This is a genomic window from Halomonas sp. KAO (assembly GCF_015595025.1).
Taxonomy (GTDB): domain Bacteria; phylum Pseudomonadota; class Gammaproteobacteria; order Pseudomonadales; family Halomonadaceae; genus Halomonas.
In genome coordinates this window covers 260831-277790 of sequence record NZ_JADNRL010000037.1, presented here as the reverse complement: position 1 = coordinate 277790, position 16960 = coordinate 260831, and the positions used below count along the sequence as shown (strand labels likewise).

The 16960-nt window shown below is 64.4% G+C and carries 16 protein-coding genes; 9 read left to right on the top strand and 7 right to left on the bottom strand.

Translation table 11 applies throughout. The features are described 5' to 3' along the window. Together IOC61_RS17745 and IOC61_RS17260 are read left to right on the top strand one after the other, a co-directional pair. The coding region (locus IOC61_RS17745; RefSeq protein ID WP_229333221.1) for an ABC transporter permease subunit at window positions 1-278 on the top strand (278 nt) is incomplete at its 5' end. Further along, entirely contained in the window at window positions 278-1069 is a 792-nt protein-coding gene (locus IOC61_RS17260) for an ABC transporter permease (RefSeq protein ID WP_195689955.1), read from the top strand. The genes IOC61_RS17745 and IOC61_RS17260, both read left to right, overlap by 1 nt. Before the next feature lie 37 nt (window positions 1070-1106). Here the strand turns inward: IOC61_RS17260 and IOC61_RS17255 are convergent, their stop codons facing one another. After that, a complete protein-coding gene (locus IOC61_RS17255) occupies window positions 1107-1859 on the bottom strand; it encodes a class I SAM-dependent methyltransferase (RefSeq protein WP_195689954.1) in 753 nt (250 codons plus the stop codon). A 294-nt stretch (window positions 1860-2153) separates the two neighbouring features. Between IOC61_RS17255 and IOC61_RS17250 the strand changes: the two genes are divergently transcribed. Continuing rightward, window positions 2154-3344 carry an RtcB family protein gene (locus IOC61_RS17250; RefSeq protein WP_195689953.1) on the top strand — a complete coding sequence of 397 codons (1191 nt, stop codon included), beginning with the start codon at window positions 2154-2156 and terminating at the stop codon, window positions 3342-3344. A 147-nt stretch (window positions 3345-3491) separates the two neighbouring features. Here the strand turns inward: IOC61_RS17250 and IOC61_RS17245 are convergent, their stop codons facing one another. From IOC61_RS17245 to IOC61_RS17230, 4 genes are all read right to left on the bottom strand, one after another. Continuing rightward, window positions 3492-4253 (bottom strand): ABC transporter ATP-binding protein, encoded by a 762-nt coding sequence (locus IOC61_RS17245; protein WP_195689952.1) that lies wholly within the window; start codon window positions 4251-4253, stop codon window positions 3492-3494. After that, the gene (locus IOC61_RS17240; protein ID WP_229333220.1) at window positions 4253-5317 is read right to left on the bottom strand and encodes a FecCD family ABC transporter permease; all 1065 of its coding nucleotides are present in this window, start codon (window positions 5315-5317) and stop codon (window positions 4253-4255) included. The genes IOC61_RS17245 and IOC61_RS17240 overlap by 1 nt, the downstream gene beginning before the upstream one ends. Further along, window positions 5314-6489 carry an ABC transporter substrate-binding protein gene (locus tag IOC61_RS17235; RefSeq protein WP_229333219.1) on the bottom strand — a complete coding sequence of 392 codons (1176 nt, stop codon included), beginning with the start codon at window positions 6487-6489 and terminating at the stop codon, window positions 5314-5316. The genes IOC61_RS17240 and IOC61_RS17235 overlap by 4 nt, the downstream gene beginning before the upstream one ends. A 94-nt stretch (window positions 6490-6583) precedes the next feature. Beyond that, window positions 6584-8644 carry a TonB-dependent receptor family protein gene (locus IOC61_RS17230; RefSeq protein WP_229333218.1) on the bottom strand — a complete coding sequence of 687 codons (2061 nt, stop codon included), beginning with the start codon at window positions 8642-8644 and terminating at the stop codon, window positions 6584-6586. Between the two features lie 88 nt (window positions 8645-8732). Between IOC61_RS17230 and IOC61_RS17225 the strand changes: the two genes are divergently transcribed. Beyond that, window positions 8733-9416: a GntR family transcriptional regulator gene (locus tag IOC61_RS17225; protein ID WP_195689951.1), complete on the top strand. Its 684-nt coding sequence runs from the start codon at window positions 8733-8735 to the stop codon at window positions 9414-9416. A 177-nt stretch (window positions 9417-9593) separates the two neighbouring features. Further along, window positions 9594-10649 carry a CobW family GTP-binding protein gene (locus tag IOC61_RS17220; RefSeq protein ID WP_229333217.1) on the top strand — a complete coding sequence of 352 codons (1056 nt, stop codon included), beginning with the start codon at window positions 9594-9596 and terminating at the stop codon, window positions 10647-10649. Window positions 10650-10720: 71 nt separating this feature from the next. Here the strand turns inward: IOC61_RS17220 and IOC61_RS17215 are convergent, their stop codons facing one another. Continuing rightward, entirely contained in the window at window positions 10721-11494 is a 774-nt protein-coding gene (locus IOC61_RS17215) for a glutaredoxin family protein (RefSeq protein ID WP_229333216.1), read from the bottom strand. A gap of 69 nt (window positions 11495-11563) precedes the next feature. On the opposite strand from IOC61_RS17215, the gene IOC61_RS17740 reads away from it, so the two are divergent. Next, the gene (locus IOC61_RS17740) at window positions 11564-12016 is read left to right on the top strand and encodes a helix-turn-helix domain-containing protein (RefSeq protein WP_229333215.1); all 453 of its coding nucleotides are present in this window, start codon (window positions 11564-11566) and stop codon (window positions 12014-12016) included. 25 nt (window positions 12017-12041) lie between these two features. Here the strand turns inward: IOC61_RS17740 and IOC61_RS17200 are convergent, their stop codons facing one another. Continuing rightward, window positions 12042-12614, bottom strand: coding sequence for a helix-turn-helix domain-containing protein (locus tag IOC61_RS17200; RefSeq protein WP_195689949.1), 573 nt, complete (start codon window positions 12612-12614; stop codon window positions 12042-12044). Window positions 12615-12799: 185 nt separating this feature from the next. Between IOC61_RS17200 and IOC61_RS17195 the strand changes: the two genes are divergently transcribed. From IOC61_RS17195 to IOC61_RS17185, 3 genes are all read left to right on the top strand, one after another. Beyond that, entirely contained in the window at window positions 12800-14563 is a 1764-nt protein-coding gene (locus IOC61_RS17195; protein ID WP_195689948.1) for a sodium:solute symporter family protein, read from the top strand. Next, the gene (locus tag IOC61_RS17190) at window positions 14560-16521 is read left to right on the top strand and encodes an FAD-dependent oxidoreductase (RefSeq protein WP_195689947.1); all 1962 of its coding nucleotides are present in this window, start codon (window positions 14560-14562) and stop codon (window positions 16519-16521) included. The genes IOC61_RS17195 and IOC61_RS17190 overlap by 4 nt, the downstream gene beginning before the upstream one ends. A 22-nt stretch (window positions 16522-16543) precedes the next feature. Beyond that, a partial coding sequence (locus tag IOC61_RS17185; RefSeq protein ID WP_195689946.1) for an electron transfer flavoprotein subunit beta/FixA family protein occupies window positions 16544-16960 on the top strand: 417 nt, incomplete at its 3' end.

Sequence of the window (16960 nt, the reverse complement as noted above, 5' to 3'; positions counted from 1 at the left end):
TGGTGTTCCGGCGCATCCGCTTCCCGCAGATGATGCGTCACGCCATTCCCGGGCTCTCCAACAACTGGATGGTGCTGCTCAAGACCACCGCCCTGGTCTCGGTGATCGGGCTCTCCGACATGGTGCGCGTCGCCGCCGAGGCCTCCAAGGCGACCCGCGAGCCCTTCACCTTCATGCTCATCGTGGGTGCCATCTACCTGTTGATCGCCAGCGCCTCCGAGTGGGGCTTCGCCCGCCTGCAGAAGCGCTATGACGTCGGCTTCGGGGAGGTCAAGTGATGGATGCCCTGATGAGTCGACTCGAGGCCCTGCTGGCCGACAACAGCATCTTCACCCTGCAGACCCTCGGCTACTACGGCGAAGGCCTGGTGACCACCGTGCAGCTGGTGTTCCTGTCGCTGGTGATCGGCCTGGTGCTGGCCGTTCCCCTGGCCATCGGCCGCGGTTCACGGCAGCGCTGGATCAGCCTGCCGATCTTTCTCTACTGCTACGTGTTCCGCGGCACCCCCCTGCTGATACAGCTTTACCTGATCTACTACGGGGTGGTGTTCGTCGAGGGCATCCAGGATACCTGGCTATGGGTGCTGCTCGAGAAGCCCTTCGTGCCGGCGCTGGTCGCCTTCACCCTGAATACCGCGGCCTACACCACCGAGATCTTCCGTGGCGCCATCAAGGCCACCCCCCGCGGCGAGATCGAGGCGGCACGCGCCTATGGCATGACCCAGCGCCTCATGCTGCGCCGGATCGTGCTGCCCAGCGCCTTCCGCCGCGCGCTGCCCGCCTACGGCAACGAGGTGATCTTTATGCTCCACGCCAGCGCCATCGCCAGCGTGGTCACCCTCATGGACCTGACCGGGGCGGCGCGTTTCGTCTATGCGCGTTTCTATGCCCCCTTCGACGCCTTCCTGTTCGTGGCGGCCATCTATCTGTGCCTGACCTTCGCCATCCTCTACTTCTTCCGCTATCTGGAGAAGCGTCTGCTGGCCCACCTCGGCACACAGGGGGCTCCTACACGTGCACGCCACACCCGGGGATTGATGAGGAAAGGCGGTATCAAGGGAGCATCGTGACCAATATTGGCTGCTTCGGCATCCTCAAGAGGGGGCGTCAAAACTGGTGCGTGGCGGACTCCAGCCGGCCGTCTGCAAAGCACAGGGTGAAGTGCTCGAGCGGGGCAGTGTCATGTTCACGCAGCAGCAACGTTAGCCGATTGCCGCGAAGCTCGGTGTACTCCAGGCGGGCTGCCTGGCCCTCCAGCCAGGCACTGCCGGTGATATCCTGGTACTTCTGCTTGAGCTCAACGCGGTACTGCCGGTCGTCCGTTCCTGTCCACTCCCATGTTCCCGCCACCTGGGCCGGCACAATCCATAGATAGAGGTTGGTACCATTGATGCGGCCTCGTTCATCCGCTCGCCAGTCGCCCATGTCAAAGGCGTGTGACACGATGCGGGCTCCCGGGCGCAGCGTGCTCAGCAGCCGCGGGCGCAGCTCCACGTTCACCGAGTCGAGTAGGTAGAGCGTGACCACGGTGGCCTCACTGATGTCCGCCGTGAACAGGCTCTCTTCAATGAAATCGACCAGATACTCGACGCCTGTCCAGCCCGCATACTCCATGGCATCGGCGACCCTCAAGGGGTCAAGATCGATACCGATGCCGCGGGCATCGCGGGTTTTGGCCGCGGCAACCACAATTCGACCGTCCCCCGACCCCAGGTCATAGAGTATGTCCTTCCGGCCGACATTGGCCAGGCTGAGCATTTCTTCGATCACCGCTTCATCGGTGGGCACATAAGGCACGTCCAGTAACAGGTCTGGCTCCAGTGAGTCGTTATCAAGGTCACTGACGAGGTCCGTAAACAATGGCGATACCTGTGTGTGGGGGTTTCTGGGGCTATCGGTGGGGCTGTCGCGGCTGTGCCTGGATTCAGGCTGTCACACCGCGGCCGCCGCTTCGGCCGTGCTGGCTCTTGTCGCTGTCCAACGCTTTCCGGTGCCATCCTCTGCGCGACGCGGCACGAATGACCGTGGTTATTCGCTATTCTATTTTGGCGATTATAAAGTAACTGATTATTCTATACTGTAATAAGGCGGTGAGGTTCTGGCAAATCGTCGTGTGGCCACCGACCGTTTTTGACCCTGGCAAGGAGGGGGTTGATGAAACAGAACAGCGCTGAGGCGTCCTGCGCAAAGAGCGTCATCACCACGGAGGCCCTGCCGATCAAGTTGTGGCTTGAGGCCAGACAGCTCGATGAGGGGGCGCTGGAGCAGGCGCGAGACCTGGCCAACCTGCCCTATGCGTTCCGGCACATCGCCATCATGCCCGATAGCCACCAGGGCTACGGCATGCCCATCGGCGGTGTGCTGGCCACCCGCGACGCTCTGGTGCCCAACGCCGTCGGCGTGGATATCGGCTGCGGCATGTGCTCTCTGCGGACGAGTCTCGATGCGATCGAGACGGTGGATCTGAAGGCGATCATGGGCCTGATCCGCGAGACGGTGCCCGTCGGGGCTGCACGCCACGAAGCTCCCCAGGATGAGGCCTGGATGCCCAAGCGAGAGGGGCACCTGCCGATCGTGGAGAGCGAATACGACAGGGCGCTGTATCAGATCGGGACCCTGGGGGGCGGTAACCACTTTATCGAGGTGCAGAAGGGCTCGGATGGCCATATCTGGATCATGATCCACTCGGGCTCGCGCAACCTCGGCTATACCGTGGCCAACCACTACCATGCGCAGGCGAAACGCCTGAACGAGGCCGAGGGGGAGCGGGTGCCCCAGGATCTGGCCCACCTGCCGGCAACCTCCGCGGATTTCGCCCTGTATCGCGACGAGATGAACTACTGCATCGCCTTTGCGCTGGCCAACCGGCGGCTGATGATGGAGCGGGTAAAGCAGGCGTTCGCCGAGGTGTTGCCCGGGGTCGAGTTCTCGCACTTTATCAACAAGCCGCACAACTTCGCGGCCGAGGAGGAGCATTTCGGCGAGCGGGTGATCGTGCACCGCAAGGGAGCGACACGGGCCAGGGCGGGGGAGTGGGGGATGATTCCCGGCTCCCAGGGCACCCGCTCCTTCCTGGTGAGAGGCAAGGGCGAGGCCGACTCCTTCGCGTCGTGCTCCCACGGCGCCGGTCGAGTGATGAGTCGTGCCCAGGCCCGCAGAAGGCTGGATTTCAAGGAGGAGGTGAAGCAGCTCAAGCAGCGCGGCGTGCTGCACGCCCTGCGCGGGCGCAAGGACCTGGACGAGGCCCCTGGCTCGTACAAGGATATCGATGCGGTGATGCGTCACCAGACGGATCTGGTCGGGGTGGAGGTCGTGCTGGAGCCGCTGGCCGTGATCAAGGGATGAGCCATCACCGCCGCGCCCCGCTGGCCAGTCGACGGGCATTGCCACTTCCCTTCGATAGCATCTCGATGATGGAAACGCCGCTCTGCCGGTAGCGGGGGCGCCTGGGTGGTTAATCCCAGGGTGTCTCCCGCTCTCCCATTGGCACCATCACAGCCCCAGGGCCTGAATGCGAAGGCTTGCATCGGGCCCCGTGTCGACGCTGAGCCGGACGTTGAAGAGTGGCTCGAGATGATCAGCCGTCAAGCAGGCCGTTGCTGGGCCCGCCGCCTGGCAGCGACCCTCCTTCAGCAACCAGCAGTGATCGGCGAACCGCGCGGCCAGATTGAGATCATGCAGCGCCAACAGCACACTACGGCCGCGATCCGCTTCCGCTCGCACCCACTCCAATACCCTTAGCTGCTGGTGGAGGTCCAGCGCACTCGTGGGTTCATCGAGCATCAACACCCGGGGCCGTCGCACCACGGCCTGAGCGATGGCGACGCGCTGGTACTGTCCTCCTGACAGGCTGGCGAGCCGTCGCCCCGCCAGCGCCATGAGTCCCATGCTGTCGAGAGCCGCCTCTACGTGGGCGAGATCCTGGCGACGAACGCGCCCCGGGTGCAGGGTCTTGTACGAGAGGAGCACCGCTTCGTGTACGCTCAGCGCCGCCTGGCTGCCGCCTAACTGTGGAAGGTAGTAGAAGGCTTCGCGACGCTCGGCCGACGACAGGGTGGCGAGCCCGCTCCCGCCGAGGCTCGCCGCCAGCCTGGCCGGTTCGATGCCGGCCAGGGCCCTGAGCAGGGTCGACTTGCCGGCCCCATTGGGTCCCAGCAGTACCGTCACGGCGCCGGCGGGGGCCGCCAGAGGCCCCTCGACGGCGAGACGCCCGTCGAGCTCTACGGAGTGAACAAGCAGGTTATCGTCATGCATCAGGAGGGCCTCCGGCGCAAAATCAGCAGGAAGAAGGCGGGCAGCCCGGCCAGCGCGGTGATGATGCCGATGGGCAGCACCAGCCCCGGCACGACGAGCTTGCTGAGCAGGTCGGCGATGCACATCAGGGTGGCGCCACAGAGTGCCGAGAGCGGCAGGAAATGACGCTGCTGTTCGCCTACCAGCAGGCGTGCCATGTGCGGTGCCACGAGGCCGACGAACCCGATGGTCCCGACGGCTGCCACCACCACCGCGGTGAGTAGCGCCATGGCGGCCAGCATACCGAGGCGCAGCCGCGCCACGGGCACTCCCATCGCCTGCGCCTGGATGCTGCCCAGGCGCAGGGCGCCCAGCTGCCAGCCCAGCCGGTGGCTCAGCAGCAGGGTGCCCGCGAGAACGGCGGCGATCAGACCCAGCTTGAGGCCGCTGGGCCGAGACAGGCTGCCCAGTGACCAGAACACCAACTGTTGCAGGGCGTCCGGAGAGGCCAGGTACTGCAGCAAGCCGAGCAGGGCGTTGAAGGTGAACATGGTCGCTATGCCCAGCAGGACCAGGGTGTCGAGCCCCACGCCACGCAGGCGACTAAGCGAGTGGATGATGCCGGCCGCCACCAGGCTGAAGACGAAGGCGTTGCCGGCGGCGGCGAGGTGCCCTGCCAGCGGCAGCAGGCTGATGCCGGCCACCACGGCCAGGGCGGCGCCGAAGCTTGCGGCAGAGGCCAGGCCCAGGGTGAAGGGGTCGGCCAGGGGGTTGTCGAGCACGGTCTGCATCTGGGCGCCGGCAACGGCCAGCCCCGCGCCGGCCAGTACCGCCAGCAGGGCCGTGGGCAAGCGAAGTTGCCACACGGTGATGCGGACGAGCGGGCTTGCCTGCTCGGGGATCAGCAGGGCCTCGAGCACCTGGCCCAGGGGGTGCCCGCCCGGTCCTAGCAGCAGGTCGGCGAGAAAGGCGGCCAGCAGCATGCCGGCGCCGGCGAGCAGCCAGGCCCGGTGGCGAACTTCGCGGCGCTGGAAGCCATCGGCGGCCACCGGTCGGCCCATGGCGATGGCGGAGTCGAGGCTCATGGCGAGGTCTCCTCAAGCGTCGCCCAGACGGCCCCCTCTGCCGGCAGTGGCAGGAACTCCTCATGGAGGTGGCGCCACAGTGCCTCGGGCTCGAGGTCGGCCATGGCCTGGGGGTGCAGCCACTTGACGAGGCGTTGTACCGCCACGAACTGATAGGGCGTGTTGTAGAACTGATGCCAGAGCGCATGGACGCGCCCCGCGCGCACGGCGGACAACTCGGGCCAGCCCAGCCGCGCTTCGGTCAGCGACCGCATGGCCCTGCGTGCTTCACTCGCCGAGGCGTCATAGCCCATGGGGATCGCGGCCCCGCTCAGCTCCTGCCAGTCACCGCCGGTCATGACGATGACGTCGGGGTTCTCGGCCAGTACCCACTCCGGATGCAGGCGTCCGAATACGCCGGGGATCTGTTCGGCGGCGATGTTGTCGCCGCCGGCCAGGCGCACGACGCGCCCCAGGTTGTCGTCGCCGACGCTGCGGCAACACTCCGGGTGGAGGCCGGCCGCTGTCTCCACCAGCACCCTGGGGCGAGTGTCGGGTAGCCGGTCCGCCACGGCCTCAAGGCTTTTCCGGCGCAGTGTCAGCAGGGCCTCGGCACGCTCCTCGGCGGCGAATAGCCGGCCGAGAAGACGCACGCTCGGCGCCATGTGCTGGCCCGGTCGCGTCAGGAAGTCGACGAACACTACCGGAATGCCCGCGGCTTCCAGTACCGACAGGGCCGGGCCATCGCGCAGCACAGGCCAGGCGGCCAGGTCGAAGACGATGGCGTCGGGCTCGAGGGCCAGGGCCTGCTCGATGCTGAACTCGCCGTTGGCGGCCTTGCCGAAGGTGACCAGGGATTCCGCGTGAGGGAAGCGTTCCCGGTAGCGAGCCCAGACATCGCGGTCGAAACGCTTGAGTTCGTCTCGCCAGCCCACCAGGGGCGCGAAGGGATCCTCCGGACGCAGGGCGGCCAGCGTATAGAGCAGCCGCCCCTCGCCGAGGATCACCCGCTTTGCACCATGGGGAAGGGTGACCTCACGGCCGGCCAGGTCGGTGACCGTGACCCTGTCAGATGAATCTGGCGAGTCCGCCTGGGAACTGTCCGGCAGCAGGAGCCATATCATCCCCACCACCAGGAACAGCCAGGCCGGGTGTGGACGCCGTATGTGACGCTGGAGAGGGAAGGAGGGCATGGCGTCTCCGATAGCGGGTGAGCTGACTGGTGAATCTGACGGGTGAGCGCCCCGCATGCGGCTGGCCGGATGCGGGGCGGGGGGCGATGAGCACCTAGAAGGTCATGTCCAGCCCCAGGCTGTAGGCACGACCGGCAAGCGGCACGCGCCCCACGGGGCTCACGTCCACACCGCGGAAGTAGGCGTCATCGTCGGTGAGGTTGTGCACGCCCAGGGTCAGGCTGGCGTCGGCGGCCACCGGCAGCCGGTAGGCCAGGCTGGTGTCCACCTGCCAGTAGTCGGGCAGCACGCCGGCGCTACCGTTGGCTGTCTCCTCGCGGGTATTGGCGGCATCCGAGAAGCTCTCGGCCACATAGCGCCCATTCAGATTCCAGGTCCAGTCACCCTGGGTCCAGGCGGCATGCAGGTTGAGCAGGTGTGTCGGTGCATTGGGCACCTCCCGGCCGGCATACTCACCGTCGCGCTGCTCGGTATCCAGCCAGGTCCAGGCCCCCTCCAGACTGAGCGGCCCTCCGGCCGGCGCCCAGCCCACGCGGGTCTCCACCCCCCGGTAGCGGGTGCGGCCCAGGTTCTTGAGGCTGTTGTCGGGCTGCTTGACGACCTGGTCCTGGTAATCGATGACAAAGCCGGTGCTCGATGCCTGCCAGTCCCCGGCGGTGTAGCGTGCTCCCAGCTCGTGGTTCCAGGCGGTCTCGTTGGCAACGTCACCGGGATTGGTGACTTGAGCCAGCTGCACCGGGGTGAGGGAGCGCTGGCTGTTGGCGAAGAGGTACCAGGCATCGCTGGCCTCATAGCCGACGGTCAGGCCGGGTAGCCACTCTTCGGCGCGGTTATCGTCCTCATCGCCGCCCAGGGCATCCGCGTAGTCCATCTCGACTTGCTCGTAGCGCAGCCCCGGCGTGAGGGTCCAGCCGCTGTCGCCGAGCCGCCAGGTATCGCTGACGTAGGCTGCCACGGCCTGGGTATCGAAGTCCCAGCGGCGCACCTCATGGGTCGTGCCGCTGGCCTGCTCGCGGCGGTTGACGTCGAAGTCGACGCGCTCCTCCAGATAGCGGGCACCGAGCATCAGGGTATGGTCGCCGCGGCGTAGTGCCAGTCGCGGCTCACTGGCCCAGACCCGGAAGGCACGGGGGGAGTCGGCTACGTGGGTGGTGGGTGCCGCGGGGTCGGCCCAGTGGAAGTCGGTCGTCTTGTCCAGATGTTGACCGAACCAGAAGGTGCGATCACTGCGATGGCCGAAGTGGCGCCAGCTGAAGTCGACGTCTGCGTTGGGTTGCCAGTGCCAGGTCAGGTGGCCGCGCCAGGTGTCGGCCTCGAAGCGATCGTGGGGGCGTTGTGAGTCGGTGCGATCACGCTCGAAGGCATCCGGCGAGAGGGCACCGGGAAGCTCGGCGTCGACCTGGTAGTACTGCAGCTGGCCGTCCAGGGAGTGGGCGTCATCGATCAGATATTCGCCGTCGATGATGAAGTTGTCGACCTCGGTGTCGCTATGCTCGCGACCCGCCTCGCCCCGCACAACGTTGGCCTGCACCTGAAGCCCCAGCTGCTCGCTCACTTGTCCGCCGGCTCGCAGGTAGCTGTCGGTCAGCACATGGCCGGTCGCCTCATCCACGGTGAGTCGTTCGCGCAGCTGGGTTTCTGTCTCGTAGGGGATGCCACGGGTGACGAAGTTGAGCACGCCCCCGACGTTATTGGGGCCGTAGTGAACCGCGGCGCCGCCCCTCACCACGTCGACCCTCTCCAGGGTGGGCAGGGTCACGGGGAACAGGGACACGCCGATATTACTGTAGGGCCCCAGGGCTGCCGGTATGCCGTCGACGAGTATCTGCACCCGCTCGCTGCGTCGTGGAGATAGACCCCGCACGCCGATGTTGGGCAGGATGCCGGTGCCGGTTTCGTCCTGAACATGCACCCCCGGCACCCGTGCCAGAGCGTCCTCGAGGTTGCGCACCTCGCCTGCCTCCAGCGTCTCCTCACCCAGGGACTGGCGTCCTCCCGGGGTGGTACGCGGATCCGCCTGGGTCGCGCCCAGCCAGTCGCTGGATACCACCAGGGTGTCCAGCGTGATGTCCTCTTCGGCCCAGGCGGTAGAGGCGCCAAAAGTGATGGCCAACATGGCCAGGGTAAGTGGCGCGGGCAGGAACCGGGAATGCATGTCGTATCCTTTTGGCAATGATTATCAATAGCGATGAAGATGATATATAATTGGCGCCAATCTGCAAGGGAATTTGCTGGAGGAAACCATGCTGAAGATCACGAGTGGCAATGAGATAGCCTGGCTGCAGGAGCGACTTCGTCTAGGCATGAGCGGCGGACGGTTTCCGGCGGGTAGCTGGCTGCGCCAGGACACCCTGGCCGAGCAATATGGCGTGAGTCGCTTCGTGGTGCGTGGGGCACTGGAAAGACTTGCGGAGACGGGCAGCATCGAGCATGTGCCCCACCGCGGATACCGCGTGCGCCACTGGAACCGGCGAGAGCGTGAGGAGCTGACAGAGGCGCGCCTGGTGATCGAACAGGCCATGGTGCCCTTGATGATGGCGCGCAAGACGCCGGCGGGAGTGGCCATGGTGCGGCGGGCTATGGAGGGCTTTGAGAAGGCGGCCCGCGAGCAGGACGGTGAGGCCATGGCATTGGCCAACCATGGCTTTCATCGCGCCCTGGCGGATCTGGCCGGCAACGCGGCCCTGGCGCGACAGGTCAACTGGTTGCGTGAGCAGGGGCTGCGTGGGGCCGGTCCGGGCTGGCCCCGGGTCTCGGGGGTGGAGCGTAGCCTGAAAGAGCACCATGACATGTTATCCGCCCTGGAGGCGGATGACCCCATGACGCTCCAGGGAGTCATTCATCAGCACCTTACTGCCTGGCAAGAGCGTCCGCGTGGAGCAGGCGAAGAGGATGGCAACCAAGTCACTGACACAACGGTTTCTTGATTCAGAATGGCGCCAACTTTGGCTCCTCGAGGCCTTCATAGACAGGCATGAGGCGTCATTTGTAGAGCATGAAGCGTTATCTGTAGAAGAGGGTGCCCCCGCATCGCGTCTGGGCCTCCCAGTCCTTGGTTCTTATGTTATTTTATAACAATGTCTTTCACCCCCAAGGATTCCCTCATGCCCGAACCCCTGGCCAATATCCCCGTTCACCTGATCACCGGCTTCCTGGGCAGCGGCAAGAGCACCCTGATCCACCGCCTGATCGAGCAGAAGCCGCCCGGTGAGCGTTGGGCGGTGCTGATCAATGAGTTCGGGCAAGTGGGAATCGATCAGGCGATGTTCGAGACCCGCGATGACCTGGTGGTAAAGGGGCTGCCCGGTGGCTGTCTCTGCTGCCAGCTGGCCTTCGTGCTTCAGGCGACGCTGGTCAACCTGCTTCACCGTCACCGTCCCGATCGGGTGATCGTGGAGCCATCGGGGCTGGGGCATCCAGCGGGGCTGCTGGAGGTACTGCGCGGAGAGGCCTTTGCCGAGGTGCTGGATGTGCGCAGCATTGTGGCCCTGCTCGATCCCCGCCGCCTGGATGATCCGCGCGCACGCGAGCACGAGACCTTCCGCGATCAGATCGCCATGGCCGACGGGGTGGCGCTGACCATGACCGACCTGGCCACTCCGGCGCAGCGGGCCGCCGCAGGCGAGTGGCTGGAAGGGTTCTGGCCACCCAAGCGCTGGGTCCTCGAAGCGCCCGGTGGCGCGCTCCCCCTGGCGCAGCTGATGGCTGGCGAGGAGGGTGAAGAGGATGGTGAAAGAGCGCCAGTGACGCGAGAAGCGCTCGACAGCGAGGCTCATCGTCGCCTGCGGGAGGCCGCGAGCGATGTTCTGGCCTCGGGAGCGTTCGAAGCCCCGTTACCCGAGCGGGGCAGGCCGCAGCGCGAAACCGGCGGGGCCCTGGGACATGCAACCCTCGGCTGGCGCTGGCATCCTCAGGACACCTTCGATCTCGATCGACTGGGAAATGTACTGGCCGAACTGCCCCAGCCGCTCAGGGTAAAGGGGGTCTTTGCTACCGATGCCGGCTGGAAGCTATATAACCGCGCCGACGGCGTGCTGACCCTCACCGACAGCGCCTGGCGCCGCGACTCGCGCCTCGAGGTCATCGGCGAGACGGGCAGCCTGCCGGATGAGCGACAGCTGGAGGCGGCGCTGGCGGCCTGCCTGGTAAGCGCTGCCTGATGCCCGGGACTCCCCCCTGTCATTGCCGGGACAGCCGCCAGCATTGCCGGCACAGTCGCCAGGAGGGCTGATCACAACACGAGGAGCTTCAGCGGCATCCAGATACCCATGGCCATCATGATCAGGTTCTCGGTCAGGGAAACGAACCCCAGTGGAACATTGCTGTTGCCCCCGACGCAGGCGCACTTCAGCTCGCGCTTGTCGATATAGACGGCCTTGAAGACCGAGATGGCACCTACCGTGCCGATAAACAGCGCCAGGGGCGCGGCAAGCCAGATCAGGGCGCCTGCCAGCATCAGCAGGCCGGCCAGGGTCTCGGCGAAGGGGTAGAGGTAGCCGTAGGGCACATGGCGCTGGGCGAGCAGGTCATAGTTGAGAAACATGGTGCTGAAGCTCTCTACATCCTGCAGCTTCTGAAGCCCCAGCAGGGTCATGGCGGTGGCAATCGCATACTCCGGCATGCGTGACGAGAAGAGCGTACCACCGGCCACCCAGCTCACCGCCAGGCCGATCAGCAGAGAGGTCGCAAAGATGGCGATGACCGGGCGATAGGTCGTCTCCTTCTCGCCGGGCACACTCATTCCCAGATATTCCCGAACCTCTTCATAACCCCCCACGCGCTTTTCACCGATATAGACCTGTGGGGTGGTGTCGACCCCGGCCTGCTCTTGAAACTCCTCGACGGCCTGGCGTGAGGTAAGGGGATGGTCGTCTACCGTGTAGCCCTTGCGCTTGAGCAGATCCACGGTCTTGAGACCGAACGGGCAGAGATGCTGCTCCATCTTCATGCGGTAGACATGCGCCGTGTCATGCCGGGTAGACGCTGTTGAAGAGGGGGTGTTCATACATCAACCTCCTTATCAGGCCTGAATTAAAGCAATACACCTAGCCGCTGGCATGCAGGCTCTGCCGCCATGCCCGCCAGGGCATATGACCTCGGCACCTGTCACCTTAGACCCTTGTTCCACCCAAGGGTCAATGTCGGTGGTGGGGTGGGGCCCTCTCCCAATGGCGGTAGCCGCCGTCTTGCGATGACCCCGGAGGATGTCGCCGGTCGCCAGTTGCTGCTCGACTGGGTCGAGTCCCTGGGCTGCACCTGGCAACGCGACAGGGCCGGCAATCTGTTTATCCATCGACCTGGCCGTGAGAACCATCTGCCGGCAGTGGCCATGGGCAGCCATCTCGATACCCAGACCCTGCCACAACGTCTGGCGCATCTCGAGCGTGAAGCGATTCGTGAGGCGCTGGAGCTTACAGGCAGCACTCGCAAGGCCGCACAGGAGCTTGGCGTCACCCAGTCCTGGCTGATGCGCCGGATAAAGCGTTACGGCATCGATACCGCCGGCGGTGAGCCACAGGCAAAGTAGGTCGGAGGCGAATCCGTGCCCCTGTTCAGAAAGAGGCGGGGGTAACAAACCATAGGGCCGTGGTTTCTCCTTCGCTCAGGTTCCGGTGAGCGTGGGGCTCGCTACTGGTGAACGATAGGCAGTCACCCTCATCCAGGGTGTATCGATCGTCACCTACCTCGATTTCCAGAGTCCCCTGGAGCACAAGCACGGCCTCGTGCCCCTTGTGGGAGTAGGGCTCGCTCTCGGTGCCGGGCGGGTAGCTCGAGTAGATGACTTCCAGGTTGTTGTTACTGCGGGGGGTTAGCAGCTGATCGACGATGCCGTCCTGATACTGGATCTCGATACGCTGCTTTCTCTTGACGAGGCGCTCGTCGAGGGGACGTTCACTCCCTTCCGCTCCCTCCTGCGGGTCCGAGAAGAGCCACTGCATGGTCACGCCCAGCGCTTGGGCGATCTCCACCAGAGAGCCGATCGAAGGTTGACTGATCCCCCTCTCAATCTGGCTCAGGTAGCCATGCGAGAGGCCGGTGCGCTGGGCGAGTTGTACCAGGGTCAGGCCCTTCAGCTTACGCAGACTGCGAATCCGCTTCCCCTGAAGGTGAGTGCTTGGGGTCATGGTGGTAGCTGCCCTGTAGGAAAGATTGTCTCGCATATTGTACCGCATGCTTCTCAATGTCTTTATCAGCAGCAAAATACTAAGGTCTTATGAGTATTGGTAAAAATTTTAGTATATTTTTTCACTCTGAGTGATATCTCAACTTGGTAGTTCATGCAAAGGTTCACTAATATAAGGACAAACCTATGAACATCTACTTCTGGGGGCTGCTGGTCAGCCTCGCCATCTATCTGTTGGTTGGCAATTACGCCGGCCGAAAGGTCAAAGGGCTGGACGATTATTTCGTCGCGGGTCGACGCGCTCCAACATTACTGATCGTCGGCACCCTGGTGGCCAGCTTCCTGAGCACCAATGCCTTTCTCGCCGAGACGGGGTTCGCCTATGATGGATATGCCTTCCTGATGCTCGCCCTGGTGGGGGTCAATACCAGTGGCTACGTGATCGGGGCGGTATTCTTCGGGCGCTTCGTGCGTCGTAGCCGGGCGCTGACCATTCCTGAGTTCTTCGCCAAGCGTTTCGACTCCCGCGCCATGCAGGTGCTGGCAGGGGTCACCACCGTGATCGGCCTGACTGCTTACCTGTTGGCCGTCACCCAAGGTGGATCGATTCTGATCGCCGACGTGGCGGGCATTCCCACCGGAGTGGCATTAGTCTTGATGTGGCTGGGCTACATGATCTTCACGCTCTATTCCGGTTCTCGCGGCGTGATGCTGACCGATACCATCATGTTCCTGCTTTTTACCCTGGTCTCGATCCTTGCGCTGCCCTATCTGTTAGGCGAAGGCGGCAGCTGGCAGTCGACGCTGACGGCTCTCGCTACCTATGAGGACAAACCGGGCATCATCGCCTGGCATGGCTTGACGGGAGAGGGCGCCTACTGGGCATCGGGGCGCGAGGCCTTGATCTGGGCGTTGGTGCTCGGCGCTTCCTGGTCGCTGGTGCTGGCGGTCAGCCCCTGGCAGACCAGCCGCTATCTGATGGCCAGAAGTGAGCATGTAGTAGTGCGCTCGGCCTGCATTTCGGGTCTGGTGCTTGCCGGTCTGTATGTCGTGTTGATGTTCGGCGGTGCGGCCATCAACCTGGCTAACCCGGACATCTCACCCTCGGAGCGCGTCATGGTATGGGCCGGCATGAACATGATGCCAACCCTGCTCGGGACCCTGTTGATCTCCGGCATCATGGCCGCCGCCCTGTCGTCGTGCTCGACCTTCCTGTCACTGATCGGCTTCAGCGTATCCAACGATATCCTCAAGACCTCCCGCAAGGAGGATAGCAAGGCGCTGCGCACCAGTCGGATCATCATGTTCGCTGCCGCCACGATCAGCCTGCTACTGGCGTATTTCCAGCCGCCGGCGGTGATGTGGATCACCTACTTCGCGGGAACCCTGTTTGCTTCGTCCTGGGGTCCTGTGGCGTTCCTGTGCATCTGGAATCGTAGCATCACCGCCCCGGCGGCCTTTGTCGGCATGCTGGTAGGATTCGTGGTCAATATCGGGGCCAAGCTGCTGGACCAGGCCGGTATGGTGTCGTTGCCGGTCTACCTGGACCCCTTCATCCTGGGCTTCGTGACCAATCTGGTGTGCCTGCTGGTGGTCTCCCGCGTCACCCGTCCTCGGGATTCCGCCCTGCGCTATTTCGATGAGCTGCATCGTACTCCAGAGGAGGAGCTCGATCCGGTAGAGGTGAACAAGACCCTGGCCTGGCCCCTGGTGGTCATGGTGGCTGGTCTTGTCATCGCCGGATTGCTGGTCGCCTTCTACGCCATTCCCTATGCCACGGCGCAGGGGCGTGACTTCCATCTGTTCAGCGGCGAGGGCCTGCTGTCGATGGGCTACGGCCTCTCGGTCTTCTGCGTGGGGCTGCTGGCTTTCTGGCAGGTCAAGCGTGTCTACGGCCGCAAGTCACAACGTCGTGGGCAAACTCACCAAGCAGCGGAGGCCCAGCAATGAGTACTCAGGGGCTGTTTCCAAACCTGTTTTCACCGTTCCGTATCGGCCCCTGCACGATCCCCAATCGGATCGTGTTTACCGGCCACGATACCTGCCTACCCGAGGATGGCATCGTTAATGATGCCTTGGTGGCGTATCTCGAGAAGCGCGCTCGCCATGGCACTGGCCTGATTGTGTTGCAGGTCTCCGGGGTACATGAGAGTGCCCGCTATACGTCGCACCTGCTGATGGCCAACGACGACGCCTGTATTCCCGGGTATCGACGCCTGGCTGAAGCCTGTGGGCAGCATGGAAGTGTACTGTTTGCCCAGCTTTTTCACCCCGGTCGCGAGATCATGGAGTCGTCGGATGGTTTGAGGCCTGTTGCCTACTCCGCCTCCGGCGTGCCTCAAGAGCGTTTCGGGGTGATGCCCCGTGGCCTGTCGCGCGCCAGGATCCACGAGATCGTCGAGAGCTTCGCCGCGGCTGCCCGGCGCATGCATGAGGCTGGTATCCAGGGTGTCGAGATTCTCGCCAGCCACGGTTACTTGCCGGCACAGTTCCTCAACCCTCGGGTCAATCGGCGTGATGATGAGTACGGTGGCAGTTTCGCCAATCGAGTACGCTTCCTCGAGGAGGTCATCGACGCCATTCGTCGCGAGGTCGGCGATAGGATGGCCGTTGGGCTGCGTCTCTCCTGTGATGAGCGGGACGAGCAGGGGATGGGTCAGGACATCGCCATCGAGACCCTCCGCCATCTGGAGAGCCGCCTCGACTATGCCAGCGTGGTGGCCGGCACCTCCGCCACGCTTGGCGGGTCGGTGCATATCGTGCCGCCGATGAGCTACGAGAGTGCCTATCTGAGTGAAGAGTCACGCTCCCTGCGGGCGGATCTCTCCCTGCCGCTGATCCTGACCGGTCGCATCAACCAGCCCCATGAGGCCGAGGAGGTCATACGGTCCGGAGCGGCTGACCTATGCGGCATGACCCGAGCGCTGATCTGCGACCCGGCCATGCCGGCCAAGGCCCGTCGGAATGATGCCGACGGTATCCGGGCCTGTATCGGCTGCAATCAGGCCTGCATCGGGCATTTTCACCGCGGCATACCCATCTCCTGTATCCAGTATCCGGAGTCGGGTCGCGAGCTTCTCTACGACGATCTCGGCCGTGCCGAGATCTCGCGGCGGGTAGCGGTGATCGGTGGCGGACCGGCGGGCATGAAGGCCGCCGTGGTGGCCGCCGCTCGTGGACATGAGGTCACCCTGTTCGAGGCCGGGCGCCGGCTTGGCGGGCAGGCCAACCAGGCCCAGTTGTTGCCGGGGCGCAGCGAGTTCGGTGGCCTGGTTACCAACCTGATGGAGGAACTCAAGCGTGCCGACGTCGAGGTGGCGACCCAGAGGCACGTCACGCCGCAGACACTGGTCGAGGAGGGCTTCGAGCGAGTCGTGGTGGCGACCGGGGCCCGACCCTACACGCCGCCTCTTGAACTATTGGGTGAGCTACCGGTGAGCCAGGCCGTGGCGCTGCTCGATGGTGCCTCGTTGCCGGGTGGTCATGTGGTGATCTACGACACTCAAGGGGACTGGGTCGGAGTTGGTGTGGCTGAGCTGCTGGCCCGAGAAGGAGCGCGGGTCACCCTGGCGGCCAACGGCCTGCACCCCGGGGAGTCGCTACAGAGCTATGTACGTGATTCTACCGTGGCGCGTCTCCACGATCTGGGGGTGCGGGTGATGACCTATGCTCGCGCCTTCGGCGTCGACGACGATAGTGTCTACTTCTATCACACCGGCGGAGCCGAGCCGATGGTTGTCGAAGGGGTCGATCATCTGGTGCTCTCCTGCGGTGGAGAGCCGGTTGTGTCTCCGGAGGATGAGGATCGCTGGGCCACGCTACCGGTCACCTTGGTTGGCGACTGCCTGGCCCCGCGCACCGCCGAAGAGGCGGTCTACGACGGCTTGAAGGCCGCCATGGCCATTTGAATTCACTGGAGCATTGAGCACGATGAAGGTTCTCGTCGCGGTCAAACGCGTCATCGACTACAACGTCAAGATCCGCGTCAAGCCGGATCACTCCGACGTCGACCTCACCAACGTCAAGATGGCCATGAACCCCTTCTGCGAGATCGCCGTGGAAGAGGCGGTTCGCCTGAAGGAGAAAGGCGTGGCCAGCGAGGTGGTCGCGGTCACCGTGGGGCCCAAGGCCGCCCAGGAGCAGCTGCGCACCGCCCTGGCGCTGGGCGCCGATCGCGCCATTCATGTCGAGAGCGACGAGCGTGTCGAGTCGCTGGGTGCCGCCAAGGCGCTGGCCAAGCTGGTCGAGGAGGAGCAGCCGGGCCTGGTCATCCTCGGCAAGCAGGCCATCGACACCGACAACAACCAGACCGGCCAGATGCTCGCCGCGCTGACCGGCCTGCCCCAG

Bases quoted from the DNA above. Each gene is read 5' to 3' on its own strand.
- IOC61_RS17260 (WP_195689955.1), top strand. From the start codon at position 278: ATGGATGCCCTGATGAGTCGACTCGAGGCCCTGCTGGCCGACAACAGC.
- IOC61_RS17250 (WP_195689953.1), top strand. From the start codon at position 2,154: ATGAAACAGAACAGCGCTGAGGCGTCCTGCGCAAAGAGCGTCATCACC.
- IOC61_RS17245 (WP_195689952.1), bottom strand. From the start codon at position 4,253: ATGCATGACGATAACCTGCTTGTTCACTCCGTAGAGCTCGACGGGCGT.
- IOC61_RS17240 (WP_229333220.1), bottom strand. From the start codon at position 5,317: ATGAGCCTCGACTCCGCCATCGCCATGGGCCGACCGGTGGCCGCCGAT.
- IOC61_RS17235 (WP_229333219.1), bottom strand. From the start codon at position 6,489: ATGCCCTCCTTCCCTCTCCAGCGTCACATACGGCGTCCACACCCGGCC.
- IOC61_RS17230 (WP_229333218.1), bottom strand. From the start codon at position 8,644: ATGCATTCCCGGTTCCTGCCCGCGCCACTTACCCTGGCCATGTTGGCC.
- IOC61_RS17225 (WP_195689951.1), top strand. From the start codon at position 8,733: ATGCTGAAGATCACGAGTGGCAATGAGATAGCCTGGCTGCAGGAGCGA.
- IOC61_RS17220 (WP_229333217.1), top strand. From the start codon at position 9,594: ATGCCCGAACCCCTGGCCAATATCCCCGTTCACCTGATCACCGGCTTC.
- IOC61_RS17215 (WP_229333216.1), bottom strand. From the start codon at position 11,494: ATGAACACCCCCTCTTCAACAGCGTCTACCCGGCATGACACGGCGCAT.
- IOC61_RS17740 (WP_229333215.1), top strand. From the start codon at position 11,564: ATGCCCGCCAGGGCATATGACCTCGGCACCTGTCACCTTAGACCCTTG.
- IOC61_RS17200 (WP_195689949.1), bottom strand. From the start codon at position 12,614: ATGACCCCAAGCACTCACCTTCAGGGGAAGCGGATTCGCAGTCTGCGT.
- IOC61_RS17195 (WP_195689948.1), top strand. From the start codon at position 12,800: ATGAACATCTACTTCTGGGGGCTGCTGGTCAGCCTCGCCATCTATCTG.
- IOC61_RS17190 (WP_195689947.1), top strand. From the start codon at position 14,560: ATGAGTACTCAGGGGCTGTTTCCAAACCTGTTTTCACCGTTCCGTATC.